Genomic DNA, 16,488 nt, shown 5'->3' with positions numbered 1-16,488 from the left:
CGGGAAGTATTTGGAGATGGCATAGATGTCGCGGTTGATCTTGGAGTTGGCCCGATACAGTGGAGTGCCGGGGGTGTCGTAGCCGATTTTGGCCTGATCGCCGGCCGCGATGCCCCAGGCCATGATGATGCCGGCGATGATCAGCAGACCACCGCGCATCGCACCCGGCTTGACTGGAATCTCCACCAGCTTGCCCAGTCCGTTCTTGAAGAAGGCCGGGGTCAGGTCCCACAGCTTCTCGCCCATCGCGCCACCCTTGAGCCGGGGCACCGGTGAGAAGCTCAAAAAGATTGGTTCGAACACGAACACCATGGTCAGGGTCGAGGCCAGCCATACCGCCCCCGCCAAGCCGATGTGATGCAGGACCGGGATGCCGCCCAGGGAGACGAAGATGATGCCGGCGATGTCAGCCACGATCGATAGGAAGCCGGGCGGCAGCATGTAGTTGGTGGTGGCCACAATCGCTACGTACTTGTCGCCCGAGGCGTCCAGCTCGTTGTAATAGCGCCCCTGCCACTGGATGCCGTGGCTTAAGTCACGCGCGGTCAGAATGAAGGGTATGACCAGCATGACGGGGTCGAAGTTGTAACCCATCCAGCCCACGAACCCCAGGCCCCAGATGGCCGACAGGCTGCCGGTGACGATCGGTACCCACCAGATGTTGCGATGGCCCAGGCTGACGTACAACAGGACGATCATCGCCAACACGGCGGCAATGAAGCAGATCATGATTGCCGGCAGATAGTGATAGCCGTAGCCGCGCACCATCGGCTCGCCGGCCAAATAGACCACGGTGTCTTTGTCGGTATATTTCTTGGCGATCGCCTGGGCGTCATTGAACAGCTCCTTGTAATCCATGTGCTGTTCGTTGAAGGAGGCGTTGATGACGGTGGCGGTTTGATCGCGGCTCACCAGATGGCTGAGCGCGTCGCGATGGATGAAGACCTTCTTGCGCAGCAGATCCAATTCGGCCTGGTTGGCCGGCGGATTAGGATACATGTAGGGCTGCAAACTGACGCCGCCAGGTACCGATTCCGCATAGCTTTCCAGGTAGGAGGCCAGCGAATAAACCTCGTCGTGATTGACGCCATCCATCTTGTTGACGTCGAAGGTGATGTTAGTCACCTTCTGCAGTGTCGGGATGGTGAAGATGGTGCCGTGACGGGCCTTAAGCATGATCTCCAGGGTTTGCGCGCCGCCGAAGACCTTGTACTTTTCGTAGAGCTGAGTGTAGGGATGATTACGCGGGAAGAAGTCGGCAAAATTAGTTGCGATCTGGACCTTGGTTACGCCGTAGATCATGAAGGCACTGGCCAGTACCAGAATGATACCGACTGGGACGCGGAAGCGTAGCACGAAGCGCCCCAGTCCACCCATTCCTTCGGCGCCCCGTCCATCGACCTTTTCCATTACGCCGGCTGGAAGATCCCAGCGCCAGCAGTCCTGCCAACGTGTTTCCCCCTGTGCGTTAACTGTCCGCTGCCCAGTGTTTGAGGCCATTTCACTCCTCCGAACTACGCTATCCCCGAAAACGACGCTTCCTGACCTGCCCGGCGCTGGCCAGGCGGTCATGGGCGAAGCGTGTGATGCTTTTTAGCCCACTGTCTTGCTCGCGTCCAGCGTCACCGGGGTAGTGACAAAACCGGCCTCACCGCGTCGGCCAACGACCAGCCAACCGGTCGAACAAGCAACTGTCGAAGGCCAACATCGCAAAGACACGCGTGCGATTCAATGGGCGGGCGAGAAGGAAGTTAGAGAAAGCGAAGCCGGGAAAATGCCGCAGCCGGCCCCTCTTTATATTTTGGTCCGGTTATATTTTGGTCCGGGTTGGAATTAGGCCTAACGTGACACTGTGTTCAAGCTGAGCGGCAGCCCGGCGTAGTTGACTGGCTGACCGGTGGTGCCATCACGGGCTCCGATGGTGGTGAGGGTTTGCGCTGAGCTTGGTGGGGGAAGCAGGCTGGTGCTAGCGCTTCCGCCCCCGCAACCGGCCAGCAGCAGCGCGCCCCCAACCAGGAGCGCTCCACTCACTTTGCGCGCGCCAGCCATCCCTTCAATCTAGCCGTTGGCGCGCCTTGCCCGCTGATCGCGATTCACCATCCAACCCGCTGCGCAGGTAATTAAACCATCGAGCCACTGTGGGCAATAAACAGCGTGCAATTATCGCGGGGACGCGGTAGCCTGGGCTTGCTTAACCGCCAACGCCCACTAACATGTTGGAATGCTGGATCAGGAATGGCCTGCTATTGGTAGATTGAAACCGCCGTTTGTCGATGCTCCGGAGAGGGTCTTCCATAAGCCTATTGCCACAAGCCCGTGGATGGCGGCAACGCGCAGGGCTGAAGCCCCTGCAAACGATTGGCCGATTCTTTCGACCTGCCGCTAGAGCGAGCCGGGATGTTAAGTTGGCTTAAACGCTGGCATCCGCTTTCCCAGGATTCCGATCAAATCCGCTATTTGGGACTGATTCTGTTGGCCACCGCGGTTGGCGTGCTGGCGGCCCTGGGTAATCTGGGCTTTCAAGCCCTGATCAAACTGTGTGGAGAAATCTTCCTAGTGCGCGAAGGTGACGCCCTGCACATCTCGCGCGGCCTTCCCTGGAGCCTGCTGCTGCCACTGGTGCTGGCCAGCGGCGGGGTGGCACTGGCGCTGTTCGAAGCGCTCTTTCCCGGCGATATCCTGGGCTATGGGTTCGCCAATTTCCTGCGCATGGTCCACTTAAACGGGGCGCGCATCAAGCGCCGCTTCATCCTGCTCAAAGCCGCCGGCGCGGCGCTCTCGCTGGGGTGCGGCGCGTCGGTGGGGCGCGAGGGCCCGATTGCCCAAATCGGGGGAGCGATCGGCTCGGCCGTGTCGCAAACCCTGCGCCTGTCCAGCGAGCAAGCCAAGGTCCTGGTAGCCTGTGGCGCGGGCGCCGGGATCGCCACCACCTTCAACGCGCCTTTGGGCGGCCTGCTTTTTGCCCAGGAAATCGTCTTGTTGGGCGAGACCGAACTGACCAACCTCTCGCTGCTAGTTATCTCTACCGCCGCCGGAGTAGTGACCTCGCGCGCCTTGCTAGGTAATCTGGCGGTTCTTCCCGCGCAAGCCTTCATCCTGCGAAGCTATTGGGAAATTTTTATCTATGCCGGCCTGGGCGTGGTGCTCGGCATTCTTTCAGTCATCTATATCCGGCTGTTTTACCGTATCTCCGATTTCATCAAGGGTCTGCCGATGCCGCAGTGGTGCCAATTGTTGCTGGGGCTGGCGGTGGTCGGGATGGTCGCGATTCCGCTGCGCCAAAATCTGGCTGACGGCTATCCGGTAATCGACCAGGCGCTCAACGGGATGCTGCCCATTCGCCTGATGATAGCCCTGCTGGCGGCCAAAATTTTCACTTCTTGCGTCTCGCTGGGTTGCGGTGCGCCAGGTGGTGTGTTTGGCCCGATCTTCTTTGTCGGCGCGATGGCGGGAGGATCGCTGCACGGCGCGCTGCATTCGATCGCGCCTGAGCATATCTCCGCCGGTCTGCGCGGCTCCTATTCGCTCATCGGCCTTGGGGCCTTCCTGGCCGGCACCACTCACGCACCTTTGACCTCTATCTTTCTGCTCACCGAAATGACCGGCAGTTATACCGCCACTCTGGCGGCCCTGGTCAGTTCGGTGATCGCGATGGTGGTCGCACGCACAATCGAACCCCAATCGATCGATACCTATGCCCTGGCGCGTCAGGGTATCAGCCTGGAAGGCGACAAAAACCGCTTGGCTCTGACCGGTTTCAGCGTAAATGCGGTCCTCAAGGGGGAGCCGACCACGGTGGCCGCCGAGGCTAGCCTGGAAGAGGTTTTTCGGCTGGCCTCCGACACCACCCAGGAGATCCTCCCGGTGCTAAATCGCCAGGGTGCCTACCTGGGGACGATCGCCACTCGCGACTTGGTGGCCGTACTGACCTCGGAGGCCGACTTGCGCGGCCTAGTCAACGCGTACGATCTGAGTCGGCCCAATTTTCCCAGCGTGGCGGCGGATTCCAACCTGGAGGACGCGCTGCACGTGATGGAGGATGAGCTGACCAGCGCGCTGCCCGTGCGCAACCCCGACCATCCGCAGCAGCTTTTGGGCTTGGTGACGCGCCAGGATATTGCGAAACTATTTAGCCGAGCCACCGGTTCGGTCTCGCTCTTCCCTGGCCGCGACACCCACATCTTCTGGTCCGGCGGCTATCGTGTTGCGCGCCTGCGCATACCCGCCGCTGCCGACGGCAAGACTTTGCGCGAATTGGGGACGCGAGTGCGTTTTGGGGTCAATGTGCTGGCGGTGCAAAATCGCGATCGTCCCGGGAGCGGCTTCGTACTGCTGGAGGCCGACCAGCCGCTGCGCGCGGGTGACGTCGTGATCGTGGCCGGCCGCTCGGTCTCCATTCGCGCCTTCGAGCGCGAATTGCACGGCGAGTAGACGCTACCAGCGGGGGAAGGTCAGCAGCGGAATCCCGAAAGCGCTCTTGCCGATCAACTCACGCGCCCGCGCGTTGGAGAGCGGATGATGAATGCCGGCATGCACGTCGCGCAGCATTCGCTCCAGCGGATGGCGGCGCAGGAAGCCGTGCGCGCCGACCACCTCGGCGCATTGCTCGATTGCCGCCAGCGCATTGTTGGTTGCCGCGTACTTCACCATTACGACCCGCGCCAGGCCGGCTTCGCCCTCGAAGCTGGCGCGGCTGGTCTGATAGGCCTGGGCGGTGTCGCGATACAACGCTTGTGATTGTGCCACCAGCGTTTGGGCCTGGGCGACCGCGAACTGCACCGCTGGCAGGAAGCTTATCGGGCGGGGCTGGGTCAGTGGGCGATGGTGGGCGGCAAAGGCGCGGGTGAAATCCAGCGCCGCGATCGCAATGCCGGTGTATATCGCGGCAATCGACAAGCTGAACCAGGCGAACAGCGACACCGTCTCCGCGCCGATCGGGCCTAGCGGGCGGCGGCCAGTCATGTCGCTTACCGGCACTTTGACGTCAGTGAGCTTTAGATCGTGGCTGGCGGTGGCGCGCATTCCCATCGCGTCCCAGCTCTCCACGATCTCCAGCCCTGCGGTGCCGCGCGGGATAAAGAAGGTGGCCGAGGAGGGCGGTCCGTCATCCTCGATAGTGGCCAGTACCATGAAAAGGTCGATAACGGGGGCCAAGCTGGTGAAGACCTTGCGCCCATTGAGCACGAAATGGTCGCCAGAAAGCCGGGCTTTGGTCGCGAACAAGCCCCAGTCGCCGCCGGTTTCCGGCTCCGATAAGCCGCCCCCGATGATCTGGCGATCGTGTCCAATCTGACGTAAGAAGCGCTCCTGGCGAGGGTTGAAATCAGCAAAATCCAGCATGCTGCCGATTCCGAACAAATGCATGTTGATCGCCAACGTGGTAGCAGCGCAGCCTTGCGCCAGCCGTTCCTGACATCCGATGAACTGGAGCAGGTCGGCGCCCAGGCCGCCATAACGCTGGGGCACCAGCAGAGCGGAATAGCCTGACTCCTTGAGCTGGGCGATGTTTTCGAAGGGAAATTCGCCGCTGCGATCATGGCTCGCGGCGCGCGGAGCGAATTCGGCTGCCAGGCGGCTTGCCAAATCGTATAAAGCTTGGGCGTTGTCTGCCATTGCTCGACTTTTGAGTGGGACGGGTTTCATCAAGCTTAACCGCGCAATAGGCGGATGCAAGGCAAAACCGCCGCGGTCAACAGGATCGCCGGACAAAGTCACCGGCGAGGCGTTATTAACGACCGCCGCTGGACGCTGCAGCCGGAGCGTCAGCTCACCGAAGAAGTCGCCGCCATAAAGAACGCGGGGAGTTCAATCGCTTTGGATGCGATTAACTAGCTGTGACAACGTTGTTCGCGGATGCTACGGCAAGCGTCGGCGGCCTGGCTCCCGCATGGCTTGGAGACCGCAACTTCCCGCATCGCGCCGCCGCGTGGGATGACGCTTCGGTACGAGCCGTCCCGGTTGCCGCTGGCGGAGCCGTGCGCTAAAGCCAGAGCAGAATCGACACCGGTATGTCGGTGGGAGGTCGTGCGATGGATCAATGGCAGGTAGGCGCAGTCCGCATCGTTAAGGTGATCGAGGACCAGGACGTCTGGTTAGGCACTCGGCTTTGCGACGAGATGCATCCCGACAACGTGCTCAAGGAAGCCTCCTGGCTAGTCCCTACCTTCGCCAACGAGCGGGGCAAAATCCTGCTGAGCTTCCATACTCTGGTGCTGGAGTCGGCCGGTCTGCGCATCCTGGTGGATGCCTGCGTTGGCAATGATAAGCAGCGGAGCAGTCCGCTTTATCATCGCAAGCACACCAACTTTCTCCACGATCTGGCAGCGGCCGGCTATCCGCCCGAGTCGATCGACCGGGTCATCTGCACCCACATGCATGTCGATCACGTGGGTTGGAACACCATTTTGGTCGATGGCCACTGGGTGCCGACTTTTCCCAACGCCCGCTACCTGTTCAATCGGCGCGAGCTGGAGCATTGGCGCACAGTGCCCGCCGCGCGCCTGCACATCGAGGACTCGGTGCTGCCGGTGGTCGAGGCGGAGCGGGTCGACTACGTCGAGTACGGCGCCGCGATTACGCCCGAGGTCTCAATCCTGGGCACACCTGGCCATACTCCCGGTCACATGGCGGTCAGGATTGCTTCTGGTGGCCATCGGGCGTTGATTTCTGGCGACCTGCTGCATCATCCGATTCAGTGCGCCCATCCCGAGTGGAAGTGCAAGTTCGACACCGACGCCGAGCAGGGCGTGCGCACCCGCCGAGATTTTCTGCGCGAGTGCGCCGAGGGTGGCACGCTGCTTTTTGGCAGCCATTTCCTGACCCCCTCGGCTGGCCGCGTGGTGCGCCATCAGGAGGCCTTCCGCTTCGCCATTTGATGCTTAACCGGCTGTCGGCGAGGGGGCAGCCGGAACGAACAAACCCTGCGCGTAAGGCATCATGGTTTGCATCAAGTTGACTTGCGAATCCAGGCTCTTGCCCAGCCCTGATAGCAATCCGATCACGCGGAAGATGAGCAGGATATCGGCCGGGATCTCGATCAGCGGATTGGCGCGCAGGATGCGTGGCAGCCCCTCTGACAATTCCTCGACCATCGCGGGATCGGCGTAAGACTTCTGGCGCTTGATCGCGTTGCCGATCATCAGGTCGGTCAGCGTCGCCATCTGATCCAGTGAACCATTGCGAGTTTTGAAGCCCAGGCTAGCGAAGGTCTGAATGATCGCTTCCTTGTCCGCACTTAAGATCGCCAGGGTCAGCCGTACCACACCTTGGCGGAAGGTGGGAGAAAAATCCTTGGCCAGACCGAAATCCAGCAGCACCAGGGTGGGACCTGGCCGCACCAGCAGATTGCCAGGATGGGGGTCGCCGTGGAAAAAACCGTGGGTGAGGATCTGCTCACAGAAAACCTCGGTGAGCTTCTGGGCCACGGCCGGCCGGTCGATGCCCGCGCGTGCCAGCTCCTCGCTGTCGGTGATTTTGGTTCCCTCCATGAATTCCATGGTCAGGATTCGGCGCGTGGTCAGTTCCCAATAAATCTCGGGCACCAGGACGTCGCTGCGCTGACTGAAATTGGCCCGTACCCGATCGCAGTTCTGTCCTTCATGGATAAAATCGAGTTCCAGGGGCACATAACGCAGCATCTCGCGTATGATGGCGCGGAAGTCGAAGTTAGGTTCCAGCCACGCCAGCCAACCCAGCACCATCACCAGGTTATGTAGATCGGCGTGCACCCGCGCCTCGATCCCGGGATACTGCACCTTCACCGCGCATTCCCGGCCGTCGCTCAGGCGCGCGCGATGGACCTGGGCCAGCGAAGCGGCCGCCAGCGGCACGGGGTTGAATTCGGCGTAGAGCTGGTGCAGTGGGCGGCCCAATTCCCGCTCGATTTGGGATCGGATCACGCTAAACGGACGCGGCGGCACGCGATCGTGCAAGCCGGCCAGGGTGTTAACCCATTCGGCGGGCAGGACGTCGGCGCGGGTTCCGATAAACTGGCAGGTCTTGATCAGCAGACCTTCCAATTTGACTGCGGTTTTGTACAGCGCACGGGCCGCGCGCAGATCGAGACGGCGAAAACGCGCGGTCAGATTGCGATCGCTGACGTGACGACCCCAGAGCTGAAGGGTTTTGTATTGCAAATAAATCCGTAACGCCAGGAACACTAACAATCCCAGCCGCCACCATCGTTCGTATATTCCCAGCCGGACGCTATCTGACTTCGACACTTCGCTGCTGGCCAAAAACTACCTCGTAACTTGCGCCAGCGCGCCCCCCGCGCCCGGCCTGCTTGGGCCGCCGCCGCGGGTGTGCGCGATGACACATGGGATGCATGAATGGTCTTTCCAGGGTAGCTGGCGGCGGGCCGCGGATCGAGGTTGCCTTGACCCGCCCACTGGCAGCGCGCGGGTGCTGCCGCGGCATAAGCATTGGTTGGCCGGGCCCATGCTCCGGCGCTAGGCTAGCAGCCGCCAATGGCCCAAAGCGCGATTCCGCCATCCATCGTCAAGATTACCCGCCACTACTACCTGGTGTGGTGGTTCTATGCCTTTGGCGGCGGCTTTGTGTACGGCGTCTATCCGCTGTTTTTGCGTGCCCGCGGCCTCAACCTGTTGCAGGCTAACGGTGTCTTGGCGACCTATTTTTTAATCACCTTTGTGACCGACTTGCCAACTGGTGCCTTCGCCGACGCGCTCGACCGCCGGCGCGCTTTTCTGCTTGCATGTACCCTGCGAGCTTGCGCCTTCGCGCTTTATTTCTTTGCCCGTGGCTACTGGCTCTTCGTCCTGGCCGAAGCCATCGACGCGCTCGGTACCACCTTTGGCAACGGTGCCATCGATGCCTGGGCGGTCGATGCGCTGGAAGCGGCCGGCTTTGTCGGCATGAAAGATCGCATCTTCTCGCGCGCTTCCCAACTGACCACGGTGGGCTGGCTGACCTCGGCCCTGACCGGTGCCTATATCGCCAATCACAACCTGGCCTGGCCTTGGCTTCTCGGCGCGGCGGGCTACGCGCTCAGCCTGATGGTGGGCGCGCTGTTGATGAAAGGGCGGGCCAAGGCTCGGGTGCAACCGCGCGACCTGGTCCATGAAATCGCCGGGCGTGCCCGCAACGCGCTGGCACTGGGCTTCAACAACCGCGCGATCCTGATGCTGACGCTGGCGTACGCGGCCCAGACCGGGGCCTGGGCACCCTACTGGATGATGTGGCCGGATTATTTCGTCGATCACCTCGGGGTAGGAGTGTGGATCATCGGCTGGCTGTTTTGCCTGTTCAGCGTGGGCCGGTTGATCGGCGCCGAGGTTATCGTGCACATGCCGCCCTACGCCAGCCGGCGTGCACCGATGCTCTCCTGGCTGGCGTTGGCGTGTGGAGGCTTGCTGCTTGCAGCCGGTTTGGCTGCTGGCCACGTGATCCTGATGCTCGCGCTCCTGTTTGGCATGAATTGCTGCTCGGGTGCAATGCAGCCACTGGCGCTGGGCTGGATCAACGAGCAGCTCGAAGCCGACAGCCGTGCCACCCTGCTTTCCTTTCAGAGCACCTTCGCAACCCTGGGCGGTGCTATCGGGTTGTTGTTATGTGGCTGGATGGCCTTGTGGCACGGCCTGATGGCGGGATGGTACCTGGCTGCGACGCTAGGTCTGTTCGCTGCTTGGTTCTATTCACGCCTGGGCGCCGCGCCGAAGCCCGCGATTGGAGCCTCGGTGCAGGCCGGCTGAGCGCGCCACTTAGCAGTCACGATGGTATCACGATGGTATGCGGAATTGGCCGATGGCTATGCCGTCGCGGGCCCGGTTCCTTTTAGTGCTTGCCGTAGTCGAGTGGCGCCCCTTTGCGTTGCGCGATGAGATAGGCTTCCAGCGCGCGCATCTTGGGATCGTTGGGATCGAGGGTCGCATTCTTGACCTGATTCTCGATGCACCAGTCGATCATGTCACGTAACAAGGCTATGCGCTGAAGCTGCTCTTGGTACTGATGAAAGCTGGCGTAGGTGTCGCCCTGTTGGCTTTGAAGGTTGGTAGCTGCAGCCGCGCCGGGACCGGCAAGGTGTGCCCCGCCAGCGTCGGCCTTGCTGTGTCCAGTCGGGGAGGAATCGTTGGCCGCCATCACCCAGGATTCCTCGGGATGCTTACGTTGCCATTGAACCATCAGGTTGCTAGTGACCGCGAGCGCCTGGGCGTGGGACATCGCCTGGGCGGCCCGAATGGCGGCGATCTTGCCAATAAAGTCTTCCATCCCCTTATTTTAGACGGTCTTAAAACTTCTACTTTATCTATATAATCGTTAAAAAAATCTACGCGCGTTTCCGCGGTGAATTTTTGACCCGCCCGCGCATCACCACGTGATACTCGCGCACCTCGAAGCCGTTGAGAGAGTCAAGCTTTGAGACCGCTAGCGAGTCCCATGGGATATCGTGGATCTGCCCGGTTTCCTCATCGACGAAGTGATGGTGATTCTCGACGTTGGCGTCGAACAGCGTCTTGCCGTCGTCCAGCACGACTTGCCGGAGCAACTGCTTCTTAACGAACAGATTGAGCGTGTTGTAAACGGTAGCCCTGGAAATCATGGGAAAACTCCGCCGCACTTTGGACCAAACCTGGTCTGCGGTGGGATGATCGCTGGTGCTCAGCACATAGTCGGCTACCGCAACCCGTTGGGCCGACGGTTGGATGCCTGCGTTACGCAGAAGGCTTATGCTAAGCGATTCGGACACGCAATCTAGACTATATCTAAAACTATAACGCGTCAAGCTGGTATGCCGCTTTCACAGTCGACCCGGTCAGGTAACTCCCGAACATGGAGGTCGCCGCAGCCATGATCGACGACCGCGGCGCCGATATCTCAAGCTGCAACTGTTTCAGCCTGCAAGGTGATGATGGGCGCCAGGTGAGGCGAACGCCCCGCGTCTCCCAACGTTTGTGGTGGTCGGGCAGCGTCCTGTTACTTTCTGGGGCCGGAATACGAGACGCCGTCCGCAAAGGGGCTTGGGAGCGGGCAGAAGGAAAGCGCGCTGCCCGATGCCGCGGACAGGAAATCTCACAGCCTCGCTACGGCCCGGCGGCCTCAGTCGCGATGATAGGCGGCGTGCAGGCGGTCGAGTTCGGCCCGCGCGGCGCCGATCAGTTCCAGGCCGCGATGCAAAAGGGCGCGGCAGGCGGGATCGGTGGCGCTTGCTAGCGCCTGGCTAAAATCCGCTTCTTCCGAGGCGGCTTCGCGCCGGCACCATTCGAGCAGCCCGCGATCGCCCAGGCCCAGGTTGGATTCCAGGGCCAGAGCCAAACTCTCCAGCTCACCCCCGAGCGTGCCTCGATGGGGCGGTTGCGCGCCCAAGGCACTAATGCGCGCGGCGAGCTCGGCCGCCATCTGCTGCTGCCGATCGGACTGGGCGGTGAAGAACCGTTCCAACCATTCCTGATCGGCATGCTCGGCGGCTCGCTTGTAATGCTGGGCCGCATCCAGGCATCGCTCAGACAGCTTGATTAAGACGCGCGCTGCTTCCATAAGCTCCTCTTGCTGAATCGGGTCCACTTTGGTCCTGGCGGCTCGGTCTGACAAGTTCTTTAGGCGGGGGTAGGAGGCTTGCGGTTGCGCCCGTGATAGAGTCTCGGTTTTAATAGCGAGCGGTTCGCGCACTGCGCCGGGGGATTGGAGTGGCTGAAGTATTATGGAATTTCCGCGAATAAATCGACTGCCGCCGTACGTTTTCAACATTATTACCGACCTGTGCCACACGGCGCGGCAGGCTGGTGATGATATTATCGACTTTGGGATGGGCAATCCCGACGGCGCCACCCCGCCCCATATCGTGGCCAAGATGGTGGAGGCAGCTACCAAGCCGGCTAACCATCGCTATTCGGTCTCGCGCGGGGTCTTCAAATTGCGTCTGGCGATTACCAACTGGTACCGGCGGCGCTATGGGGTTGAGTTGGACCCCGATAGCGAGGCGATCGTGACCATCGGCTCCAAGGAGGGGATCGCCCATCTGGCGCTGGCTCTGCTCGATCGTGGCGACGTGGTTTTGGCGCCCAGCCCAACCTATCCCATCCATCAATACGCCTGCGTGATCGCAGGGGCGGAAGTGCACGGGATTCCGATGCGCCAGGGAGCGGATTTTTTCGTGGAAATGATGGCGGTGGTAAAGCGCTGCTGGCCGCGACCCAAATTCATGGTGCTCAATTTCCCCCACAATCCCACCACCACCGTGGTGGATCTGAAGTTCATGCGGGACGTGGTCGATTTCGCGCGCGAAAACGATATCCTGGTGGCCCACGACATGGCCTACGCCGATCTGTGCTTTGACGGCTACAAGGCGCCTTCATTTCTGCAGATTCCCGGCGCCAAGGAGGTTGGGGTGGAATTTTTCACCCTCTCCAAAAGCTACAACATGCCGGGTTGGCGAATCGGTTTCGCGGTGGGTAATCGTGAGATGATTGCGGCGCTGGCGCGACTCAAATCCTACTTCGACTACGGCACCTTTACACCTCTGCAGGTGGCGGGCATCGCTGCCCTCAACGGACCCGATGATTGTGTAAACGAGATTGTCCAGACCTATCAAAGCCGCCGCGACGTTCTGGTCGATGGCTTGGTACGGGCGGGTTGGCCAGTTGCCAAGCCGCGCGCCACCATGTTCGTTTGGGCCCCCATCCCCGAGCCCTTCGCTGCGATGGGTTCGCTGGAGTTTTGCAAATTCTTGCTGGCGCAGGCCAAGGTCGCGGTCTCGCCTGGCATCGGCTTTGGCCAGGACGGCGATGGCTTCGTGCGCTTCGCCCTGATTGAAAACGAACACCGCATTCGCCAAGCCATGCGCGGCATTCGCTATGCTTTGCAGCACCCTGGCTTCAGTCCCGCCAAGCTAGCCGGGGGCCGCGGCTAAGGGCCGCGGGGATGGTGGTGGCCGACTCGGCGCGCAGCGTGCGCATTGCCCTGCTGGGCTGCGGCACGGTGGGCAGTGGAGTGGTTAAGCTGCTGCGCTCCAATGCAGCGCTATTGGAAGCCCGCCTGGGCGCGCAGTTGGAATTGGTCGGGGTGGCCGACCGAAGTCTGCGCCCAGATCCTGACCTCGGGCTGAGCCAGGCCCTCATTACCCGCGATGCGCACGCTTTGGTTATCCGGCCCGACGTCGATATCGTGGTGGAGCTGTTCGGCGGCCTGGAGCCGGCCGGCAGCCTAATTGAGGCGGCTCTGGCCGCGGGCAAAGATGTAGTCACGGCTAACAAGGCCTTGCTGGCCGAGCAGGGCGAGCGAATTTTTGCGGCGGGGGCGCACTATGGGCGCGCGATCGGGTTCGAGGCCAGCGTGGGGGGTGGAATCCCGATTATTCGCACCTTGCGCCTGGGCTTGGCAGGCGACCGCCAGCGCGCGGTCTACGGGATCGTCAACGGCACCTGCAATTACATACTCAGCACCATGGCACAGCGGGGGAGCGAATTTGCTCAAGCCTTGGCTCAGGCCCAACAAAACGGCTTGGCCGAGGCCGACCCCAGCCTTGATATCGAGGGGCATGACGCTGCCCACAAGCTTTGTTTGCTGGTAATGCTCGCCTTTGGCGTGCTGCTCAAACCGGCGCAGGTCTATACTGAGGGTATCACCCGCATCACTCAGCAGGATGTGGCCTACGCCGGCCAATTGGGTTTCGTTATCAAGTTGCTGGCGATCGCCAAGGAAGAGGCCGGCGCGGTCGAAGCTCGAGTCCATCCCACGATGGTTCCGGCCGGCCATCTGCTGGCCAGCGTGAGCGGCGCCTACAATGCGATCTACATCCAGGGCGCGGCTCTGGGGGCCACCATGTATTTTGGCCTGGGGGCGGGCCAGATGCCGACCGCGACGGCGGTGGTGGCTGATATTGTGGAGCTGGCGCGGATGCGACGGGCCGGGGCGAGCGCCAGCGCGCAGGTGCTGGGATATCCCTTTGGCGCGCTCAAACCGGCGCAACTCAAGCCGATGGACGATGTCATCTGCGAATATTATTTACGCTTCATGGCGGAGGATAAGCCGGGGGTTCTGGGTGCTATCGCCTCGGTTCTAGGGGAGCATCGAATCTCATTGGCTTCGGTCATCCAGCATGAGCGGGCGCCCACCGTCAGCGTCCCGGTGGTGATGCGGACCCACGCCGCGTCCGAGCATGCACTTAAAGCAGCGCTTGAGGAAATTGGCCGCCAGCGTATTGTTCATGGGGCGCCGGTGGCACTCCGCATCGAGGAGCAACTTTAAGGTAATCCGATGGCTCAGGGATCTCTCGCAATAGGCGTCACGCGGCTCACTCGCTGGCCTGGAATCATTGAACATTACCGGCGCTTTCTGCCAATCAGCGAACAGACTCCGGTGGTCACGCTGAACGAGGGCAATACCCCCCTGATCGAGGCCCCGGAGCTGGCCGCGCGGCTGGGCCGCGAGCTTAAGCTTTACCTGAAATTCGAGGGACTCAATCCCACCGGTTCCTTCAAGGACCGGGGCATGACGCTGGCGATGAGCAAGGCACTGGGCGAGGGGGCGCGCGCCGTGATCTGTGCTTCCACCGGCAACACCGCGGCCTCCGCCGCGGCCTATGCGGGACGGGCCGGCCTTAAGGCTTTCGTCCTGATTCCGAAAGGTGCCACCGCGCTGGGCAAGCTGTCGCAGAGTGTGATGCACGGGGCGCGGGTGGTCGAGGTTATTGGAAACTTCGACATTTGCTTGAAGATGGTGCGTGACTTGGCCGAACGCGAGCCGGTGCGCATCCGCCTGGTCAATAGCATCAACCCCGACCGCATCGCCGGGCAGAAGACCGCGGCCTTCGAGATCTGCGATCAGCTCGGCGAGGCTCCCGACTATCATTTCCTGCCGGTAGGCAATGCCGGCAATATCACGGCCTACTGGGCGGGCTATCAAGAGTACTACCATCACGGCTTGGCTCGGCGGCTGCCGCGCATGATGGGGTATCAGGCGGCCGACTCGGCCCCGATCGTGCTCGGCCGACCCATCGACGATCCTCATACCGTTGCCACCGCCATCAAGATCGGCAATCCGGCCAGTTGGAAGCAGGCAGTAGCGGCGCGGGATGAGTCGGGCGGCCTTATCGACCTGGTGACCGATGCCGAGATCTTGGCGGCCTATCGCCTGATCGCGGCCTGTGGAATCTTCGCCGAACCCGCCTCGGCCGCCTCATTGGCGGGTGCGATCAAATACAGCGCGGCGGGCACCCTCAAGCCGGGCTCGGTGATCGTATGCACTCTGACCGGTCACGGACTGAAAGATCCCGACACCGCGCTTAAAAATCTCAGCAACACGGTGGTGGTGGAACCGGATTTGAGCCGGATCGTTAAGCTGCTGGAGATCGAGTGATGAAGTACGTAATCGTGCATGGCGACGGGATGGCGGATTGGGCCTGTGCCGAACTTCAGGGACGCACTCCGCTGGAGGCCGCGCACAAACCCAACATGGATCGCATTGCCAGTTGCGGCGAACTGGGAATGGTGGCGACTATCCCGCAGGGTATGGCACCCGGCAGCGATGTCGGCACGATGACGATGCTGGGTTACGATCCTGCCCGTTATCATACCGGCCGCGCTCCGATCGAGGCTGCCAGCCAGGGTCTGCCGGTGAGCGCCAGCGATGCGGTCTTCCGCATGAATCTGGTCAATCTTAAAGCGCAGGATGAAGGGCTGACGATGGCCGATTTTACCGCCGGCCATATCGGGAGCGACGAAGCCGCGGCGCTAGTACAAAGCCTGCACGAACGGTTGGGCGGCGGGGATATCCATTTTTACCCCGGGGTCAGTTATCGTCATTTGATGGTCTGGCGCGGCGGCCCGGTAGCTGCTCAGACCACGCCTCCGCACGACATCACCGATCGTGCGGTTGCGCCCTACCTGCCCCAGGGTGAGGGGGCTCAGCGGCTCAACCAGTTGATGGCAGAGGCGCGTGCCATTTTATCCAACCATCCGGTCAATCAGGCCCGTCAGGCGGCGGGTAAGCCGGCCGCCACCGACGTCTGGTTCTGGGGTCAAGGCCGGCCACCAACCCTGCCAACCTTAAAGCAGCGCTTTAATAAACAGGGCGCCGCCATCTCCGCCGTCGATTTGGTGCGCGGATTAGGCCGCCTGGCCGGACTAGAGATTATCAACGTGCCCGGCGCCACCGGTTATCTGGATACCGATTATGCGGCCAAGGGACGCTACGGCCTTGAAGCCCTGCGCCATTGCGACTTCCTCCTGCTCCATATCGAGGCGCCCGACGAGGCGGGCCACATGGGGCGTGCGGATCTGAAGGTTCAAGCTTTGGAGCGGATCGACCAATTGATCGTCGGGCCGCTCTTGCAGGGGCTGCCGGCGATGGGTGAATTCAGGCTCCTGCTAATGCCCGATCACGCCACCCCATGTCGCTTGAAGACCCATTCCAGTGAGCCTGTGCCCTACGCGCTGGTTTCCGGTGCTGCTTTGTCTTCGGGGGCGGCTCGCTGGCGGCGCTATACCGAAGCCGAGGGGTTGCGCGCCGGGCTGGCTTTGAGCCAGGGCT

The 16,488-nt window shown here is 61.6% G+C and carries 13 protein-coding genes; 7 read left to right on the top strand and 6 right to left on the bottom strand.

Features of this window, described 5'->3' with window-relative positions:
- Positions 1-1,410, bottom strand: a 1,410-nt coding sequence (locus VKV28_08870) for a hypothetical protein (protein ID HLH76899.1), incomplete at its 3' end; no start/stop codon positions are given.
- Between the two features lie 987 nt (positions 1,411-2,397).
- On the opposite strand from VKV28_08870, the gene VKV28_08865 reads away from it, so the two are divergent.
- Positions 2,398-4,431 (top strand): chloride channel protein, encoded by a 2,034-nt coding sequence (locus tag VKV28_08865; GenBank protein HLH76898.1) that lies wholly within the window; start codon positions 2,398-2,400, stop codon positions 4,429-4,431.
- A gap of 3 nt (positions 4,432-4,434) precedes the next feature.
- On the opposite strand, the gene VKV28_08860 is transcribed toward VKV28_08865, so the two are convergent.
- The gene (locus VKV28_08860) at positions 4,435-5,613 is read right to left on the bottom strand and encodes an acyl-CoA dehydrogenase family protein (protein HLH76897.1); all 1,179 of its coding nucleotides are present in this window, start codon (positions 5,611-5,613) and stop codon (positions 4,435-4,437) included.
- Positions 5,614-6,008: 395 nt separating this feature from the next.
- Here VKV28_08860 and VKV28_08855 point away from each other — a divergent pair, with 395 nt between their 5' ends.
- Positions 6,009-6,875, top strand: coding sequence for an MBL fold metallo-hydrolase (locus VKV28_08855; GenBank protein HLH76896.1), 867 nt, complete (start codon positions 6,009-6,011; stop codon positions 6,873-6,875).
- A 3-nt stretch (positions 6,876-6,878) separates the two neighbouring features.
- Here VKV28_08855 and VKV28_08850 read toward each other — a convergent pair whose 3' ends face one another.
- Complete coding sequence (locus VKV28_08850) at positions 6,879-8,222, bottom strand: AarF/UbiB family protein (GenBank protein HLH76895.1); 1,344 nt, start codon at positions 8,220-8,222, stop codon at positions 6,879-6,881.
- Positions 8,223-8,468: 246 nt separating this feature from the next.
- Between VKV28_08850 and VKV28_08845 the strand changes: the two genes are divergently transcribed.
- Positions 8,469-9,713, top strand: a complete 1,245-nt coding sequence (locus VKV28_08845) for an MFS transporter (protein ID HLH76894.1) — start codon at positions 8,469-8,471, stop codon at positions 9,711-9,713.
- A gap of 82 nt (positions 9,714-9,795) precedes the next feature.
- Here the strand turns inward: VKV28_08845 and VKV28_08840 are convergent, their stop codons facing one another.
- The 3 genes from VKV28_08840 to VKV28_08830 form a co-directional block, all read right to left on the bottom strand.
- Positions 9,796-10,230 carry a hypothetical protein gene (locus VKV28_08840; GenBank protein HLH76893.1) on the bottom strand — a complete coding sequence of 145 codons (435 nt, stop codon included), beginning with the start codon at positions 10,228-10,230 and terminating at the stop codon, positions 9,796-9,798.
- A 58-nt stretch (positions 10,231-10,288) separates the two neighbouring features.
- Positions 10,289-10,708, bottom strand: a complete 420-nt coding sequence (locus VKV28_08835) for a transcriptional repressor (GenBank protein HLH76892.1) — start codon at positions 10,706-10,708, stop codon at positions 10,289-10,291.
- 350 nt (positions 10,709-11,058) lie between these two features.
- The gene (locus tag VKV28_08830) at positions 11,059-11,496 is read right to left on the bottom strand and encodes a PA2169 family four-helix-bundle protein (protein HLH76891.1); all 438 of its coding nucleotides are present in this window, start codon (positions 11,494-11,496) and stop codon (positions 11,059-11,061) included.
- Between the two features lie 163 nt (positions 11,497-11,659).
- Between VKV28_08830 and alaC the strand changes: the two genes are divergently transcribed.
- From alaC to VKV28_08810, 4 genes are all read left to right on the top strand, one after another.
- Positions 11,660-12,868 carry an alanine transaminase gene (gene alaC / locus VKV28_08825; protein HLH76890.1) on the top strand — a complete coding sequence of 403 codons (1,209 nt, stop codon included), beginning with the start codon at positions 11,660-11,662 and terminating at the stop codon, positions 12,866-12,868.
- 17 nt (positions 12,869-12,885) lie between these two features.
- Positions 12,886-14,205 carry a homoserine dehydrogenase gene (locus tag VKV28_08820; GenBank protein ID HLH76889.1) on the top strand — a complete coding sequence of 440 codons (1,320 nt, stop codon included), beginning with the start codon at positions 12,886-12,888 and terminating at the stop codon, positions 14,203-14,205.
- Between the two features lie 9 nt (positions 14,206-14,214).
- Positions 14,215-15,315, top strand: coding sequence for a threonine synthase (gene thrC, locus VKV28_08815; protein HLH76888.1), 1,101 nt, complete (start codon positions 14,215-14,217; stop codon positions 15,313-15,315).
- Positions 15,315-16,488: cofactor-independent phosphoglycerate mutase (locus VKV28_08810; protein ID HLH76887.1), on the top strand; the 1,174-nt coding region annotated here is incomplete at its 3' end. The genes thrC and VKV28_08810, both read left to right, overlap by 1 nt.

Source organism: Candidatus Binataceae bacterium (assembly GCA_035294265.1).
GTDB lineage: Bacteria > Desulfobacterota > Binatia > Binatales > Binataceae > DATGLK01.
Note: the sequence above shows the minus strand (reverse complement) of the source record. Positions and strands in the feature narration are given on the sequence as shown.